A 16,816-nucleotide genomic window follows, 5' to 3' on the forward strand; every position below is an offset into this window, starting at 1 on the left:
TTATTATAATTGGGAAAGACCTCATCAAGGTATTAATGGTAAAAAACCTATCGATATGGCCTCCCTAAACAACAAAAAATAAAAGCTAATTCTGTTACCGAATTACATAACCCTTACAGCAATGACGATGGTTTATATAGGAAGCATAAAACACGATGAGATTACTCACACTTATATAGTTATACAACAAAAAATCCCCGCTTTTCAGCGAGGATTTTAATATCAGGTTAGTCACAATCCTGTGTACCGTACAGGTAAGTTTCAGTATTATTTAGCGGGAGGTTGATCATGTTACCGCCGCGATTCATTTGCCACCAGAAACGCAGGCGCGGTTTTTCGCGGTTGCCGGTTTCATTCATTGATTCGGCATCGTACATGCGGCCGTTCACCATCACGTATTTTATGTTTTCGCTGTTGCGGATATCATCCAGCGGGTTTTCATTCAGCACGATCAGGTCAGCAAGTTTGCCTACTTCCAGCGAGCCTATCTCTTTATCCATGCCTAAATAGTTGGCGCCATTAATGGTGGCGCAACGTATAGCCTGCAATGGCGACATGCCGCCTTGTGCCAGCATCCAAAGCTCCCAATGCGCGCCAAGGCCTTGTATCTGGCCGTGCGAACCCAGGTTTACTTTAGTACCGCCATCGGCAATGTATTTTACGTATTTCGATACATCAATGTGTCCGTAATCACCATATTCTGCAGTGGTGCGGCGGCGCGAGCGGGCATCGATGATCGATGTAGGGGTGAAGCTTAGCAGGTGGTCGTTCTTCCAAACCTCACTGCGATCGTACCAGTAATTTTCGCCGAACTGCGTTCCATAGCTAACAATAAGAGTAGGTGTGTAGCCCGTGCGACTGGCGTTCCATAAGCCCTTCACATCCTTATAAACCGGCCAAACCGGGATGTTATGCTCAATGCCGGTATGGCCATCGAGTATCATATTCATGTTATTGAAATAGGTAGAGCCGCCTTCGGGTACCACTTCCATTTGCAGCTCGCGGGCAGCTTCAATAATTTGCTGGCGTTGCTCGCGGCGTGGCTGGTTGTAGCTTTTAACAGAGAACGCGCCAACGGCTTTCAGTCTGCGTAAGCTTGAGCGGGCATCGTCAATACTGTTAATTACGGCTTTAAAATCGCCATCGGCACCGTATAATATGGTACCGGTTGAATATACTCTCGGACCAACCATAGCACCCGATTTCAGCATTTCCGACTGGCTGAACACCATTTCGGTATTGCTCGACGGATCATGCGCGGTAGTTACGCCATAAGCCAGATTAACATAGTAGTTCCAATCCTGCTGCGGCGAAATACCATCCGGACTGGCATGTAAATGCGCGTGTACATCCACAATACCCGGCATAATGGTTTTACCTGCCAGGTCGTAAACCTTAGCGTCATCGGGTATCTGTATATCTTTACCTATAGCGGTGATCTTGTTTTGGCTGATCACTATGCTGCCTTTGTCAATCACTTCCTCGCCTTTCATGGTAATGATACGCACGTTGGTAAAGGCAATTTTGCCTTCCGGCAGATCAGTTTTCAGGCGCAGACCAATATCAGCGGTAGCGGTGGTATCCAACACCGGTGTTTTATCAGGCGATCCATCCGCGTACGGGAAGGCCGCGTTTAACGCGCGGGCATAGTATTTAGGGCCAAGTGTCCACATCAGGTTTTGGCTGTCTTTACTCCAATGCAGGTAAGTGCCTGCATCGCGGGTAAGTTTTACAAGCGGTAAAGCCTTGTTGCCTGCCGATAGATCCTGCGGGTTACCTGCGCTTACCATCGGGGTGATGTAGCAATTGTACAGTTCGGTAAACGCCATCCATTTGCCGTTAGGACTTGGGGCAAACTGCGTGGCATAAGTTGATGTATATAGCGTACGCTCGTGCGCGCCGCTCAAATCCATTATTTTAAATGCCTTTTTGCCGTTCTCGTCGGTTTGGAAATATAGCTTGCTATCATCTTCGGCAAATTGCGGACGGATACCATAACCAATAATAAAAGTAGGGGTGCCGCCATTGGCCGATATGGTGTAGATACCCGGTTTACGACTGTAAGCAAAGCCCAGCATATCGTTGCCTTCGCCCTTGCGGAACACGATAGCATCGCCACGATTATTAAATTTAGGCGTGTAGTAAAAGCCTTTTTCAATGGTGATACGGGTAACTACTTTGGTAGCGAGGTCTATTTTGTTGATCGCGCCTTTTAGCTCATCGGTCCAGTTTACGTAAACAAGTGATTTTCCATCCGGGCTAAAATCAGGATCATATTCCAGATCGGCAGTGGTGGTAATACGCTCGGGTTTGCCATTCGGCAGGTCTTTTACGTAGATGTATCCGGCAGCGTTAAAGGCTACACGCTTGCCATCGGGCGAGGTAGTCAGTTGCCTGATCATCTTGGCCGAAAACTCATCCTGGTAAACCTTTTGCGGAAAGTGAAGCGCGTCAGACAGGGTTTGCTGCGAAGTAACCTCGAACGGAATTTGAGCCGCGTTTAACGAGGTGATATCCAAATTCCAGATCTTTCCTTTAGCGTAAAAGATAATGTTCTTGCTATCAGGTGTCCAGCCGAAGTTTGGGTATACGCCAAAAATGGCCCATGTTTCCTGCTGATCGTGCGACAGGTCATCGTACACCGGCCACTCTTCGCGGGTTTCTAAATTGTGTATGTATAGTACCGATTTTAAGCGCACCCTTTTTACAAAGGCCATCAGCTTACCATCGGGCGATAATTGCGGACGGCATGCGCCGCCGGTACCACCTGTAACGGTTTCAATTTCGCCGGTTGTGCGGTTAATGCGTTTTATGTTGTATATGCCCGCGTTGGGGTCTTTATTATATTGAAAATACGGGCCGGGCGTAACATCCTCGCTCCAATAAACAAATTTGCCATCGGGCGATATGGTTGGTTCGCCTGCATCCTGCTGATCGTTTTTACGGCTGGTGAGCTGAATACCATCGCCGCCGGTTTTGTAGTACATCCACATTTCGCCTGCACCTAACGAGCGTGAGCCGGTAAAGTGCTTGCGCGCCACCAAATACTGCCCATCGGGTGCCCATGCGGCATTATTTAAAAGCCTGAAGTTCTCTTTAGTGATGGAATGTTTGTTATTACCATCGCTGTTCATTATCCAGATGTTGTCGCCGCCCTCTTTATCGCTGGTGTAGCTGATCTGCTTACCATCGGGGCTAAAGCGTGGCTGTACTTCCCAGGCCCGGCCGCTGGCTAAAATTGTAGCACGGCCGCCTTTAACCGGCATGCTGTAAATATCACCCAAGAGGTCGAAAACGATGGTTTGCCCATCCGGACTTACATCTAAATTCATCCAGGTGCCTTCATCGGTAGTAATGGATACCTTTTTTGGCTGTCCGCCGGTGTTCTCAATATTCCATTTTTGGGCATAAATATTAGCCGATAACAGCGTACTTATAATAATCAGGTAAACTTTCTGCATGACGTAAGACGTTTTATGGGTGCGAATTTAATTATATTGAACCATTTTAATAGTTTTGAGATTGCCATATTTAAATGACTATCCACCGAATACTACAACAATACTGGAAACACGACACATTTCGCCCTTTGCAGGAGGAAATAATCAATTCGGTATTGGATGGCCATGATACACTTGCGCTGCTGCCTACGGGCGGTGGCAAGTCTATCTGTTTCCAGGTGCCGGCCATGGCAATGGAAGGGATATGTATTGTGGTGTCGCCGCTGATAGCCCTGATGAAAGACCAGGTGGAAAACCTGAAAGCAAAAGGTATTGAAGCCGTTGCCATAGTATCGGGCATGGGTAAGCGGGAGATAGATATAGCGCTGGACAACTGCATTTACGGTCCGGTAAAGTTTTTGTACCTCTCGCCCGAAAGATTATTATCAGAACTGGTGCGCGAGCGGGTACGTTACATGAAGGTGAACCTGATCGCTATTGATGAGGCACATTGTATATCGCAATGGGGATACGATTTCCGGCCGCCATATCTGCACGTGGCCGATCTGCGCGAGATACACCCCGAAGTACCTGTACTTGCCCTTACCGCGACAGCTACCGGCGATGTAAAGGAAGACATTCAGCAAAAGTTATTATTCGCTAAGGATGCCAAAGTTTTTCAGAAAAGCTTTGAGCGTAAAAACCTGAGCTATGTAGTACAATATACCGAAGATAAGCTGTGTAAGCTGCTCGATATAGCCAACGGAGTAAAAGGCAGCGGTATTATATATGTACGCAGCCGCAAAGAAACGGCCGAACTGGCCAAGTTTTACAATGACAACGGCATAGCCGCCGAAAACTACCATGCCGGTTTAAGTATGGATGAGCGCTCGCGCAGGCAACAGCTTTGGATGCAGAACCAGGTACAGGTTATTGTAGCCACCAACGCCTTCGGGATGGGTATTGATAAGCCTGATGTGCGTTTCGTGATCCATAAGGACATGCCCGAAAGTTTGGAAGCCTATTACCAGGAGGCCGGGCGTGCCGGTCGCGACGAGCAAAAGGCCTATGGCGTGTTGCTGTATAGTGCGTATGATAAGCAAAAGCAGGAGCGGAAATACCAAAACAGTTTTCCATCGGTAGATGAAATAAAGCAGGTATACCACTACCTTGCCAACCAATACCAGCTGGCCTACGGTGCCGGTGCCGGGTTGAGTTTCGATTTCGACATTACCGCTTTTTGCGCCCGCTTTAAGTTGGACATTTTTAAAACGCTGAATTCCCTGAAGTTTTTAGAGCAGGACGAATACCTGTCGTTTAACGAGAGCGTATTTCTGCCGTCACGGTTCAGGTTTATTATATCCAGCGAACGCTTGTACAATTTTCAGATAGCCAATTCGGGTTGGGATGCCTTTGTTAAAACGCTGCTGCGCTCGTACGGTGGTTCGTTTGAGGATTACGTGCATATAAAGGAGTTCGAGCTGGCCAAACGTACCGGCATGAGCGTACAGCAGGTAATAGAAGGCATGCGCCAGCTGCACGATTACAAGATCATCAGCTACCTGCAACAAACCGATCAGCCACAGGTTACCTACCTGCAACCACGCCTTACCGCCGATGAACTGTTCATCAACAAAGCTTACATAGAAGAGCGTAAAGCCATTTACCGCCAAAAAATAGAAGCCGTGCTGGCTTATGCCATCCACAAAAAATGCCGCAGCCAAATGCTGTTGTCGTATTTTGATGAAGAGAATACCCGCAAATGCGGCGTATGCGATGTATGCCTCGAAGAACGCCGCCAGCAAAACGCCGAAGATATTTTAGATATCATCAGCAACCAGATACTGGAACAGCTAAGCAACGAGCCCTCAACCATCACCGCCCTCATAAAATCGATCAACAAAGGCAACGACAAACAAAAGATAGAAGCGCTCCGCCTCCTGCTGGATGCGGGCAGTATCAAGGCTGATGGTGAGCGGTATTATATATGAGGTTCGGGGTTTCAGGTTCCGGGATCGAGGTTTTAGGGGCGAGGAGTCTGGTTTGAGGTTTCGGGGGTGAGGTTTCGGTATACTGTTTTCAGTGTGAAATGCTATTCTCTAAACTGTCATGTTGAGGAACGAAACATCTATCACCATTCTTTTTTCAGCTTTGACAACTTTTTAAAAGTTGTCAAAGCTATATGTCGTAATAATCCCCCAAAACACAACACCCAATTCTCGAACCGGTAATCTGAAACCTCGATCCTCGCCCCCGGAACCTGAAACCTCAAACCCCGAACTTGTAACTCAATTTTCACCGCCAAAATTACCCTGTTTACCGAGGTGTACAGGCTATACACCTAATAAGCCGAATTTCCTGTAACGTTTTAAAATTGGTGTCGTCTTATTGGTGTATTTAAAAACATAAATAACATAAGAAATTAATTATCAAAATATTACGATCATGAAAACTACAATATTAACCATCGCCACAGTTTGTTCATTAGTATTAGGAACAGTAAATTCAACTAAAGCAAACGACAAAGACACCAACGCTACAGTGTTAGCAGATGTAAGGAACATCAACAAAATAGAAGTACGCGGAAACGTTGAGCTATTCGTATCAGACGGTACCGAAGATCAGGTAAAAGTATACAACCGCTACTATGCCGAAAACGCTTTGGTACAAAACAGCAAAGGCGTATTGCGCATCACATCATACACTAAAGAAAAACTGGTAGTATGGGTTAAAGCCAGCGATCTGCGCGCCATTTCAGCTTATGATAACGCAAGCGTAAAATCATTCGGTAAACTTTCTGCTATCGCTTTGGATGTTGACTTGCACAACACTGCTTCTGCAAGCCTTGCCATCAACACCATCAGCGCTAACGTAACAGTAGCCGATAAAGCAAAGGCCGATTTAAGCGGTAATGTAAACGAGTACGCTTTAAACTACGGCCATGCAACAAGTGTTAACTACGCCAAACTGGTAGCTGCTTCACCTGCTAAGATTCAAAAATCAAACAGCCCGGTAACTAAAGTAATCACCAACGAGTTAGCCGCTCTTTAATCCACGCAATCACCTTTACCAAGGTCTATCATATATCAACAAGAAAGCCGTCAATTGGAAATGATGGCTTTTTTTGTGCAAATTAGTGTAACTTCAAGTCAATAATCATCGTCAAAAAAACAAATACACAATTAACTATGAAAAACAGATACCTCACTTCAATCATTATTGCAGCTGCAATTGCGGCAGGCGCGCTAACCTCATGCAACGTTAATTGCGAAAAAGGATCGGGCAGTATGCACACCGAGGTGCGCACCATGAAAGATTTTAAGAAGATAGATATATCCGGAGGTTACAAAGTTACGCTGAAGCAGGATAGCTCATTAACTGTAGCCATTACTGCCGATGATAATCTGCTGCCATACATTAAAACCAATATTGATGGCGGCACCCTTAAAATTGATACCAAGAAAAGTATTTGCACCGAAGGTGATTTTGAACTGGTGATAGGTGTGCGTAACCTCGAAGCCATACGCACGGCCGGCGCGGTTAAAATAATTACCGACGGTAAACTGAATACCAAAGACCTGGAGATCAATCTGGCAGGGGCGGGCACAGTTGAAATGGACTTAAACGCTGCCGATGTACATACCGAAGGCAGTGGTGTTACTACCCTGAAGTTTACAGGACAGGCTACCTCGCATACCGTAAACTTTAGCGGTACCGGTAAGCTGGATGCCTTTGATTTTGTGGTGGGCAGTTATACCATTGAAACATCAGGTGCCAGCGATAACAAGATCAATGTGCTGCGTACGCTGATGCTTAAAACCAGCGGAGCCGCCAATACCGAATACAGGGGCAACCCCGCTACCATTAAAAATGATGAGTCGGGTTCGTCTACCTTAAAAAAAGTTGACTAACGCTGTAACGACTCATGGGTTTGGTGCGTATTGTACCTAACAATCACAACAATAACAAACCAAACCCACAATGAAAAAAGTAAAGAAGTGGATAGCTTATATCCTTGTAGTATTAGTTGTAGTCATAATATCGGCTGTATCATACATCAAAATAGCGTTGCCCAACGTAGGCGAGCCCGAAGCGATCAAAGTACAACTCACCCCACAGCGCATAGCCAACGGTAAATACCTCGCCAACCACGTAGCCGTATGTATCGACTGCCACTCCAGCCGCGACTGGACAACCTTTGCCGGCCCTATTGACAGCAATGTATTAGGCGGCGGTGGCGAACTGTTTGACAGCAGGATAGGTTTACCGGGCGCTATTTACGTGCCCAACATAACTCCCGTAAATTTAAAAGACTGGACGGATGGCGAGCTTTTTCGCGCTATAACAACCGGCGTTACTAAAAGGGGCACGGCCATATTCCCGATAATGCCGTGGCAGGCTTACTCAAAAATGGATAGGGAAGATGTGTATGATATTATCGCCTACATCCGCACGCTTAAACCTTATGGTAAGAACTACCCGGCGCATCAGCTCGATTTTCCGCTGAACCTGATAGTGAACACCATGCCGCAAAAAGCCACCCTGGGTAAACGCCCTGCCGAAAGCGATACCTTAAAATACGGGCAATACCTGGTGCAAAGCGCCTCGTGTATTGATTGCCACAGCCAGGATGATAAGGGCAAACTGCTGCCCGGTTTAGAGTTTGCCGGTGGCAAAGTGTTCAGCCTGCCGGGTGGTAAATTGAGTTCGGCCAATATAACGCCCGATAAGGCGACTGGTATAGGCAACTGGACGAAAGAGCAATTTGTAACCCGTTTCAGGCAGTATGCCGATGGCAGCGCCAAGCCATACAAAGTAGGTAAAAACGACTTCCAGACCATAATGCCGTGGTGGAAATACGGGGGCATGAAAACGAGCGATCTGGAAGCGGTTTACGCGTATTTGAAAACCCTGAAACCCATTAATAACCAGGTGATAAAGTACCAGGCCAATACAATTGCGGCAAACACTAAAAAGTAAATAAAATTTTTCATACTTTTGCGCCTCAAATTTGGTGCGGAAATGCTGCACCTTAGTGATTAATTAAATAATCGGTAAAAGATGAATATTACACAGGAAAAAGTTGATAGCCTGAACTCTATTTTAAAAATTAACATCAACCCGGAGGATTACCAGCCAAAGGTTGAGAAAGCTATAAAGGATCAAGCCAAGAAGGCTAAACTTCCTGGATTTCGCCCGGGTATGGTGCCTGCCGCGCACATCAAAAAAATGTACGGTAAAAGCATCCTGGTTGATGAGATCAACAACCTGTTATCAGATACGCTGAACAAATATATCGAAACTGAAAACCTGGATATATTAGGCCAGCCACTGCCAAAAATTGACGACAGCAAAGAATATAACTGGGATTTTGCCGATAACTTCGAGTTTAACTATGAAGTAGGTTTGGCTCCGGTTTTCGATCTTGATTTTACATCAAAAGATGTATTAACTCAATATGTGATCAAAGTTGATGACGAAACACTGGCATCACGTATCAAAAATATCCGCCGTAGCTATGGCAAAATGACAAATCCTGACGTATCGGCAGATGATGATGTGCTTTATTCGCAATTAGAGCAACTTTCACCGGATGGTAGTGTTTTTGAGGGAGGCATCAATGAAACTGCATCAGTACGTTTAGACCTGATAAAAGATGAAGCCATAAAAACTTCATTAATCGGCTTAAAGAAAGATGATGTAGTGGAGCTGGATATTCAGAAAGCTTATGGTAACGATGCAGCTAAAATTGCTGGTTTATTAAAGATAGACGAAGAAGCAGCGGCTGATTTGAAATCGAACTTCCGTTTAACTGTTAAAAATGTTAACCGTTTAGAGGAAGGCGATCTTAATCAGGAGTTCTTTGACAAATTATTTGGTGAAGGTACCGTAACTACCGAAGAGGAGTTCAGGGCTAAAATTACCGAAGAGCTGGAAAGCATGATGGCGCAGGATGCTGATCGTAAACTACAGGACGAGATTTACAACTTTGCTACCGGTAAAGTTAACTTTGAATTGCCTGATGAGTTTTTGAAACGCTGGTTAAAAACCACTAACGAAAAACTTAGCGACGAAGAGCTTACCGAAGGTTATGCAGAGTTTTCAAAAAACCTGAAATGGACCTTAATTGGTAACAAAATTGTAAAAGAGAACAACATCGAACTGAAATATGACGAGGTTTTCGCTTTAGCTAAACAACGTTTAGACGCGCAATTCAGAATGTACAGCCCTCAGCCTTTAACAGAGGAGCAATTAGGCCAGTACACTGTACAGTTTTTACAAAACAAAGAGAACGCTAACAGGATATTTGAAGAGGTAAAAGGCTTAAAGGTATTTGATTACATTAAAAGCATTGTTACTTTAGATAAGAAAGAAATTTCTTACGCTGATTTTTCGGCCCTGGTAGCTCAGTAAGTAAAACTTACATATCATACTTTCATCAAAAGCAACTTTAACGGGTTGCTTTTGATGTATACAAGCTCCGGTTTTTTGCGGGTAAGGATATCGCACCAAATATTTTACTTTTTACAAACTATAACATAATAATAGTATTTACTAAAAGTATATATTTAACGCCGGGTAAACCGGTTAATTCTTTACATATTATAACACAACATGAGCAATATCGATAGAAACGAATTCAGGAAATACGCTGTAAAACACCACCGCATTAACAGCCTGCATGTAGATAAATTTATTTCAAGTGTTGACAGGGCTTCCCTGCCAATGTCAATGACCCCGTATATCATCGAGGAGCGCCAGCTTAACGTAGCGCAAATGGATGTGTTCTCGCGTTTAATGATGGATCGTATCATCTTTTTAGGTGATGCCATTTACGATAGCAATGCCAACATTATACAGGCGCAATTACTGTTCCTGCAATCGGCCGATGCTAAACGCGACATCCAGATCTATATCAACTCTCCGGGTGGTTCGGTTTACGCCGGTTTAGGTATTTATGATACCATGCAGTTCATCTCTAATGATGTTGCAACTATTTGTACAGGTATGGCAGCCTCAATGGCAGCGGTATTATTGTGTGCCGGTACAGCGGGTAAAAGAGCCGCGTTGCCACACTCAAGGGTGATGATTCACCAGCCATCAGGCGGTGCGCAAGGTCAGCAATCTGATATTGAGATCACTTACCACGAGATCACCAAACTGAAAAAAGAACTGTACCAGATCATTGCCGATCATAGCGGTGCACCGTTCGAAAAAGTTTGGGACGCATCAGACCGCGACCACTGGATGATTGCCGAAGAAGCGAAAGAGTTTGGTATGGTTGATGAGATTTTACGCGGCAACAACGCTAAAAGCTAATCAATTATAAAATAAATTAAAACTAAATGGCAGTTAATGCCGTTTTAACGGAATATAAAAATTAATTATTTTAATTAATTTAGCGAAAAGTATTCAAATGACTAAGAACAGCAAGGAAATCAGGTGTTCATTTTGTGGAGCGGGTAAGCAGGATTCTCTGATGCTGATAGCCGGGCTTGATGCGCATATTTGTGATAAGTGCGTTAACCAGGCTAACGAGATATTAGCAGAAGAGCTGAAAGTGCGTAAGGTGAAATCATCACCGGCAGCACCCTCAATACTTAAACCCCACGAAATTAAGGTACACCTTGATCAGTATATTATAGGTCAGGATGATGCCAAAAAGATATTATCAGTAGCCGTATATAACCACTACAAACGCTTAAACCAGCGTATTGAAAAAGATGAGGTAGAGATTGAAAAATCAAACATCATTATGGTGGGCGAAACCGGTACCGGTAAAACCTTACTGGCAAAAACTTTGGCCAAGGTATTGAACGTGCCATTCTGTATTTGCGATGCCACCGTTTTAACCGAAGCAGGTTATGTAGGTGAGGATGTGGAAAGTATCCTTACCCGTTTACTGCAATCTGCCGATTATGACGTTACTGCCGCCGAAAGGGGCATAGTATATATTGATGAGGTTGATAAGATAGCGCGCAAAAGCGATAACGCTTCTATCACCCGCGATGTATCAGGCGAGGGCGTACAGCAGGCATTGTTGAAGATACTGGAAGGTACTATGGTGAACGTACCACCACAAGGTGGCCGTAAACACCCTGATCAAAAAATGATCACCGTTAATACAAGTAATATCTTGTTTATATGCGGTGGCGCGTTTGACGGTATCGAGCGTAAAATAGCCAACAGGTTGCGTACGCAAACCGTAGGTTACAAATTAAAACGCGATGACGGCGAAGTGGATATGAAGAACCTTTACAGATACATCACTCCGCAGGATCTGAAATCGTTTGGTTTGATACCGGAGTTGATCGGTCGTTTACCGGTGTTAACTTACCTTAACCCGTTAGACCGTGAGGCACTGTACAACATTTTAACCGAGCCTAAAAACTCGTTGCTTAAGCAATACAAAAAATTGTTTGAATACGAAGGTGTAAAGCTCGATTTTGAAGATGAAGTGCTTGAATTTATAGTAGACAAAGCGATGGAATTTAAGTTAGGGGCCAGGGGCCTTCGTTCCATCTGCGAAGCGATAATGATAGACGCCATGTTTGAGTTTCCATCTAAAAAAGATGTAAAAGCGCTAAACGTAACGTTGGATTATGCCCGTGAAAAGTTTGACAAATCAGACCTTAAAAAGTTAAAAGTAGCTTAACATTCACAACATAGCTCAAAGCTATCTTTATTAAAACAAACACGAACCCTGGTGCATTGCCGGGGTTTGTTGTATCCGGAAGTTTTGTTAATGAGTGATTTAGTGATTGGTGAATGAGTGATTGGGTAGAAGTTAATAGAAAAAAACCGGAGCGAGGATCGGTGAAATCAAAACAAACCGGTGAGATCACTCAAAAATAAAATCGGTGAAATCAATAATCATCGGTGAAATCCAAAGAAAATAAAAATCAGGGAAATCAATAAAATCCCTATAATCAAGGTTTAATATGAGTGAAGAAATAGAAATAAAGAAAGACGAAGAGATCGTTGCGAACGCGAAAAAAGTAAAAGAAGTGCAAAGCCCGGTTAAGGCGGGATTGAAAACCAAGGAAGCAATTGTGGCCAACTGGCTGCCGCGCTACACGGGCCGTCCGCTCGATCAGTTTGGTGAATACATCATCCTTACCAACTTCAGCAAGTACATCCAGCTGTTTTCGCAATGGAACGACGATGCACCGGTAATGGGTTTAGATAAGCCCATGCAAAGCGTAACCGCTAACAACATTACCATTATCAACTTTGGTATGGGTAGTTCGGTAGCCGCTACGGTAATGGACCTGTTAACCGCCATTAAACCTAAAGCGGTAGTGTTTTTAGGTAAATGCGGTGGCCTGAAAAAGAAGAACAACGTAGGCGATTTCATTTTGCCGATAGCCGCCATCAGGGGTGAGGGTACCTCAAACGATTATATGCCGGCCGAAGTACCAGCGCTGCCATCGTTCGCGCTGCAAAAGGCGATATCGACCACCATCCGCGATTTTTCAAAAGATTACTGGACGGGTACCTGCTACACCACCAACCGCCGTGTATGGGAGCATGATAAAGATTTTAAACTTTACCTTAAAAAGCTGCGTGCCATGGCAGTTGATATGGAAACCGCGACCATATTTACCACCGGTTTCGCCAACAAGATCCCTACGGGCGCGCTGCTGCTGGTATCCGATCAGCCGATGATACCTGAAGGTGTAAAGACAAGCGAAAGCGACTCAAAAGTAACCGAAGGCTACGTGGAGCTGCACCTTAAAATAGGTATCGAATCGTTAAAGCAGTTGATCAATAACGGCTTAACGGTTAAGCACCTTATATTTTAATATAAATATACAAGCACGGGTTTACCGGCTTGTGCAATAGTTTTTTGCTTTTACTGCTATATCTGTAAGGGATATATCAGGGCAGAAAGCTATTTTTGCCACATAAAATTGATAAACCCTATAGCTTTGCTATACAAATTATAAAGAAGATGTGGTATAACAACATATTGGAAACCATTGGCCAAACGCCCCTGGTTAAGCTGAACAAAGTAGTTAAGGATATCCCCGCTACCGTACTGGCCAAAATAGAAACTACCAACCCCGGTAACTCTATAAAAGACCGCATGGCGCTCAAAATGATTGAGGATGCCGAAAAAAGCGGCAAGCTTAAACCCGGCGGTACCATTATTGAAGGTACATCGGGCAATACAGGCATGGGTTTGGCCATTGCCGCGGTTATAAAAGGCTACAAATGTATTTTCACCAGTACCGATAAACAATCGAAAGAGAAGTTTGATGCCTTGCGTGCCTTTGGTGCCGAGGTGATTGTTTGTCCAACCAATGTTGATCCCGAAGATTCACGTTCATATTACTCTGTATCGTCACGTTTGGAGCGTGAAGTACCTAACTCGTGGAAGCCTAACCAGTACGATAACCTGTCCAACTCACAAGCGCATTATGAGCAAACCGGTCCGGAGATATGGGAGCAAACAGGTGGTAAGGTAACCCATTTGGTGGCAGGCGTTGGTACCGGCGGTACCATATCTGGCATTGCGCGTTATTTGAAAGAAAAGAATCCTGCTATACAGGTATTGGGTATTGATACTTACGGTTCGGTATTTAAAAAATATAAAGAAACAGGGGAGTTCGATAAGAACGAGATTTACCCATATATCACCGAAGGTATAGGTGAAGATTTTTTACCGCAGAACGTTGCCTTTAACCTGATAGATCACTTTGAAAAAGTGACCGACAAGGATGCCGCTCTCATGACCCGCGAGATTGCCCGTAAGGAAGGCATCTTTGCCGGTAACTCAACCGGATCGGCAGTGGCAGGTGTGCTGCAAATGAAGGATATGTTTAAGGAAGGTGATGTGGTGGTAGTAATTTTCCCCGATCATGGTACCCGTTATCTCGGTAAAATGTATAACGACGACTGGCTGCGCGACCGCGGTTTCCTAAAGGATGATAAAATGACCGCCCGCGATATCATCGCCAAAAAAGAAAATGCCGAGATCATCACTATCGACTGTGAGAAAACGGTATTGGAGGCTATCAATACCATAAAATCATTAAACATCAGCCAGATTCCGGTTACCCAAAAAGGTATGGTAATAGGCAAGATCACCGAAAGTGATATACTGGATTCACTGATAGAAAATCCGGGCATCAAATCGCAGCCGATAAAAAACATCTCCACCGCGCCGTTCCCTTTTATCGACCTGAATACGTCTATCGACAAAATATCAGGTATGATCAATAAGGACAACATAGCCGTGCTGGTTGAAGATGATAACGGCAAGATAGAGATCATTACTCAATACGATATTATCAACGCGATATCCGCTTAGTTTAGAGCTGAAAGGATAAAGGTAAAAGCTGAAAGGTGCTGTGCGGATTGTATGGCACCTTTTTATATACTTCTCAACTATAAATACCTTTCAGCTTTATCCTTTCACCTTTCCGCTTAAATCACCACTTCTTAAATATCACAAATACCGCCAATACGATCAGCCCAAATCCCAATAGGTGGTTCCAGGCGAATTTTTCGGTTTTGAAGAATACGGTGGTGAATATCATGAAGATGATGAGCGTAATGGCTTCCTGGATGGTTTTTAGCTGCACAAGGTTGTAGGGGCCGCCATCGCCTTTAAAGCCTAAACGGTTGGCCGGTACCTGGAAAACATATTCAAAGAATGCCAGTCCCCAGCTGATGAGGATGATGGAGACGAGGCCTAAATTCTTTCCCCAGGTAAAATCCTTAAACTTCAGGTGCCCGTACCAGGCAAAGGTCATGAAGGTGTTTGATATGATGAGGAAAATGATGGTTTGAATACCGCGGATGTTCATTGTGATGATATTTCTGTCAGTTCTTTACGGTAATACTCGTTAAGCACAGGTGAGGGGTTAGTAAGCAGGTATATGGCTGTTCCTTTTTCGCGTGCCAAAGGCTCTTCAACCTCACCGGCCTGCTGAAAACTGCCCGAATTACTTTGTAATTTCTTTACTGTTTCTTCATCGTTATCGCCTATGTAAATGATGTAAGCACCGTGTATGTTTTGCGGTGCCCATAATGAGAAACTGCTGTTAAGGCATACCACATCGGGCAGGTTATATTGTTTGCGGTAATGATGAATAGCACCCGCTTGTCCGTAATTTTCGGCGAATATCTGGGTACGTGATCTTTCCTCGGGCGAAAGCGAATGGTATGTTTTGGCCACCTTTTCTGCCATCTCGTCCCAGCCCAGCATGTCGGCATAGTCTTGCGTGGTAGGGTGCTGCTTGCGGTCTTCCCAGGTAGTAATAAAACCAAGGAAAGGCATTTGCTCTTGAGTGAACTTAAAAAAAGCCAGCGTTTGCTTAAGCGGTAATACGGGCAATACTATCGGCAGTAAAATCAAGTTGGGTAGAGCGAAAAATAGCACAACGGCTATCCTTAATGGTCTTTGAGCGGTTTTCATCAGCCTGTCGAAACCATAACCACCGGCAGCAAATAACATGGGGTAAGCACCGAACAGGTAATAATTTTTGCCATCCATCTTCAATAAAAAAATAAAGATGATGATGTAAGCAAAGCCTAAAAACTGGAATTTGCGCAACCTGAACGATAGTAGCAGAAATGCCAAGCCGACAAGCCATACAAATAAAGCAATACCGTTCACCATTAATTGCTGCATAATAAAATCGCCGGCTTTAATGTATTCGAGCTGAGTGCTGCGCAGTTCTTTCATGTGGCCAACCACCGGGAAATGGTGCTGCCATTGCCATATCAGGTTGGGTAAAAAGAGTAACAAAGCTACCGCTATGGCACCTAAAACATGCTTGTTAAGCAATACCTTACGTTGCTTACTAATAAGCAGACCTATGATCAGCGATAGCGCGAAAAAGGCCATGGTATACTTGGTAAGCATGCCCAAACCAATGGCTATACCTGTTAAGTAAATGTAAGCAGGCGCGGAGGTATTGATGTACTTAATAATGAGCCATACGGTTAACACCCACCACAACTGATCGAACACTACGGGCTGAAAAAGGTAACCCGAAGCGGCAAATGCCGGTGCGAAGATCATGGAAAGGCAGGCGAGGGTAATGGCAAATTTACGGCCGCCCAGTTCTACTGTAATTAAACCTGTAAGCCAAATGATAATGCCGCTGCCTATGGTAGTAAAAATACGTGCCGCGAATACGCTGTCGCCAAATACGGCGGTGCTAACTTTAGCCAATAGTGCTATAAACGGAGGTACTTCCTTATAACCCCAATCCAGGTGATCGCCGAGGGCCAAATGCAGCAGCTCATCCCGGTGAAAACCGAAATGACTAATGGCAAGCAAGTTAAGGCCTACCTTAATAACAACAAAAATCAGTATAAAATTACAGTAAGTAGAGCGTCTATTTCTGTAAGGCATGTAT

The 16,816-nt window shown here is 44.4% G+C and carries 12 protein-coding genes; 9 read left to right on the plus strand and 3 right to left on the minus strand.

Annotated features, from left to right (window positions below; genetic code table 11):
* Window positions 1-227: 227 nt before the first annotated feature.
* Window positions 228-3,461: an amidohydrolase family protein gene (locus tag ABD894_RS25610; protein ID WP_345213947.1), complete on the minus strand. Its 3,234-nt coding sequence runs from the start codon at window positions 3,459-3,461 to the stop codon at window positions 228-230.
* A 74-nt stretch (window positions 3,462-3,535) separates the two neighbouring features.
* Here ABD894_RS25610 and ABD894_RS25615 point away from each other — a divergent pair, with 74 nt between their 5' ends.
* From ABD894_RS25615 to ABD894_RS25655, 9 genes are all read left to right on the plus strand, one after another.
* The gene (locus tag ABD894_RS25615) at window positions 3,536-5,431 is read left to right on the plus strand and encodes a RecQ family ATP-dependent DNA helicase (protein WP_345213948.1); all 1,896 of its coding nucleotides are present in this window, start codon (window positions 3,536-3,538) and stop codon (window positions 5,429-5,431) included.
* 454 nt (window positions 5,432-5,885) lie between these two features.
* Window positions 5,886-6,491, plus strand: a complete 606-nt coding sequence (locus ABD894_RS25620; protein ID WP_345213949.1) for a GIN domain-containing protein — start codon at window positions 5,886-5,888, stop codon at window positions 6,489-6,491.
* Window positions 6,492-6,628: 137 nt separating this feature from the next.
* Window positions 6,629-7,351 carry a head GIN domain-containing protein gene (locus ABD894_RS25625; protein ID WP_345213950.1) on the plus strand — a complete coding sequence of 241 codons (723 nt, stop codon included), beginning with the start codon at window positions 6,629-6,631 and terminating at the stop codon, window positions 7,349-7,351.
* 70 nt (window positions 7,352-7,421) lie between these two features.
* The gene (locus ABD894_RS25630; RefSeq protein ID WP_345213951.1) at window positions 7,422-8,420 is read left to right on the plus strand and encodes a c-type cytochrome; all 999 of its coding nucleotides are present in this window, start codon (window positions 7,422-7,424) and stop codon (window positions 8,418-8,420) included.
* Between the two features lie 81 nt (window positions 8,421-8,501).
* Complete coding sequence (gene tig, locus ABD894_RS25635) at window positions 8,502-9,854, plus strand: trigger factor (protein ID WP_345213952.1); 1,353 nt, start codon at window positions 8,502-8,504, stop codon at window positions 9,852-9,854.
* A 201-nt stretch (window positions 9,855-10,055) separates the two neighbouring features.
* Window positions 10,056-10,760, plus strand: coding sequence for an ATP-dependent Clp endopeptidase proteolytic subunit ClpP (gene clpP, locus ABD894_RS25640; protein ID WP_345213953.1), 705 nt, complete (start codon window positions 10,056-10,058; stop codon window positions 10,758-10,760).
* 97 nt (window positions 10,761-10,857) lie between these two features.
* Entirely contained in the window at window positions 10,858-12,096 is a 1,239-nt protein-coding gene (gene clpX, locus ABD894_RS25645) for an ATP-dependent Clp protease ATP-binding subunit ClpX (protein ID WP_345213954.1), read from the plus strand.
* 286 nt (window positions 12,097-12,382) lie between these two features.
* Window positions 12,383-13,246, plus strand: a complete 864-nt coding sequence (locus ABD894_RS25650) for an AMP nucleosidase (protein ID WP_345213955.1) — start codon at window positions 12,383-12,385, stop codon at window positions 13,244-13,246.
* 149 nt (window positions 13,247-13,395) lie between these two features.
* The gene (locus ABD894_RS25655; protein WP_345213956.1) at window positions 13,396-14,757 is read left to right on the plus strand and encodes a pyridoxal-phosphate dependent enzyme; all 1,362 of its coding nucleotides are present in this window, start codon (window positions 13,396-13,398) and stop codon (window positions 14,755-14,757) included.
* Between the two features lie 121 nt (window positions 14,758-14,878).
* Here the strand turns inward: ABD894_RS25655 and ABD894_RS25660 are convergent, their stop codons facing one another.
* Both ABD894_RS25660 and ABD894_RS25665 read right to left on the minus strand, forming a co-directional pair.
* On the minus strand, window positions 14,879-15,256 hold the full coding sequence (locus ABD894_RS25660; protein WP_345213957.1) for a DMT family protein: 378 nt from the start codon (window positions 15,254-15,256) through the stop codon (window positions 14,879-14,881).
* On the minus strand, window positions 15,253-16,812 hold the full coding sequence (locus ABD894_RS25665; protein WP_345213958.1) for an ArnT family glycosyltransferase: 1,560 nt from the start codon (window positions 16,810-16,812) through the stop codon (window positions 15,253-15,255). The genes ABD894_RS25660 and ABD894_RS25665 overlap by 4 nt, the downstream gene beginning before the upstream one ends.
* Between the last annotated feature and the right edge of the window lie 4 nt (window positions 16,813-16,816).

Source organism: Mucilaginibacter gynuensis, assembly GCF_039541195.1.
GTDB lineage: Bacteria > Bacteroidota > Bacteroidia > Sphingobacteriales > Sphingobacteriaceae > Mucilaginibacter > Mucilaginibacter gynuensis.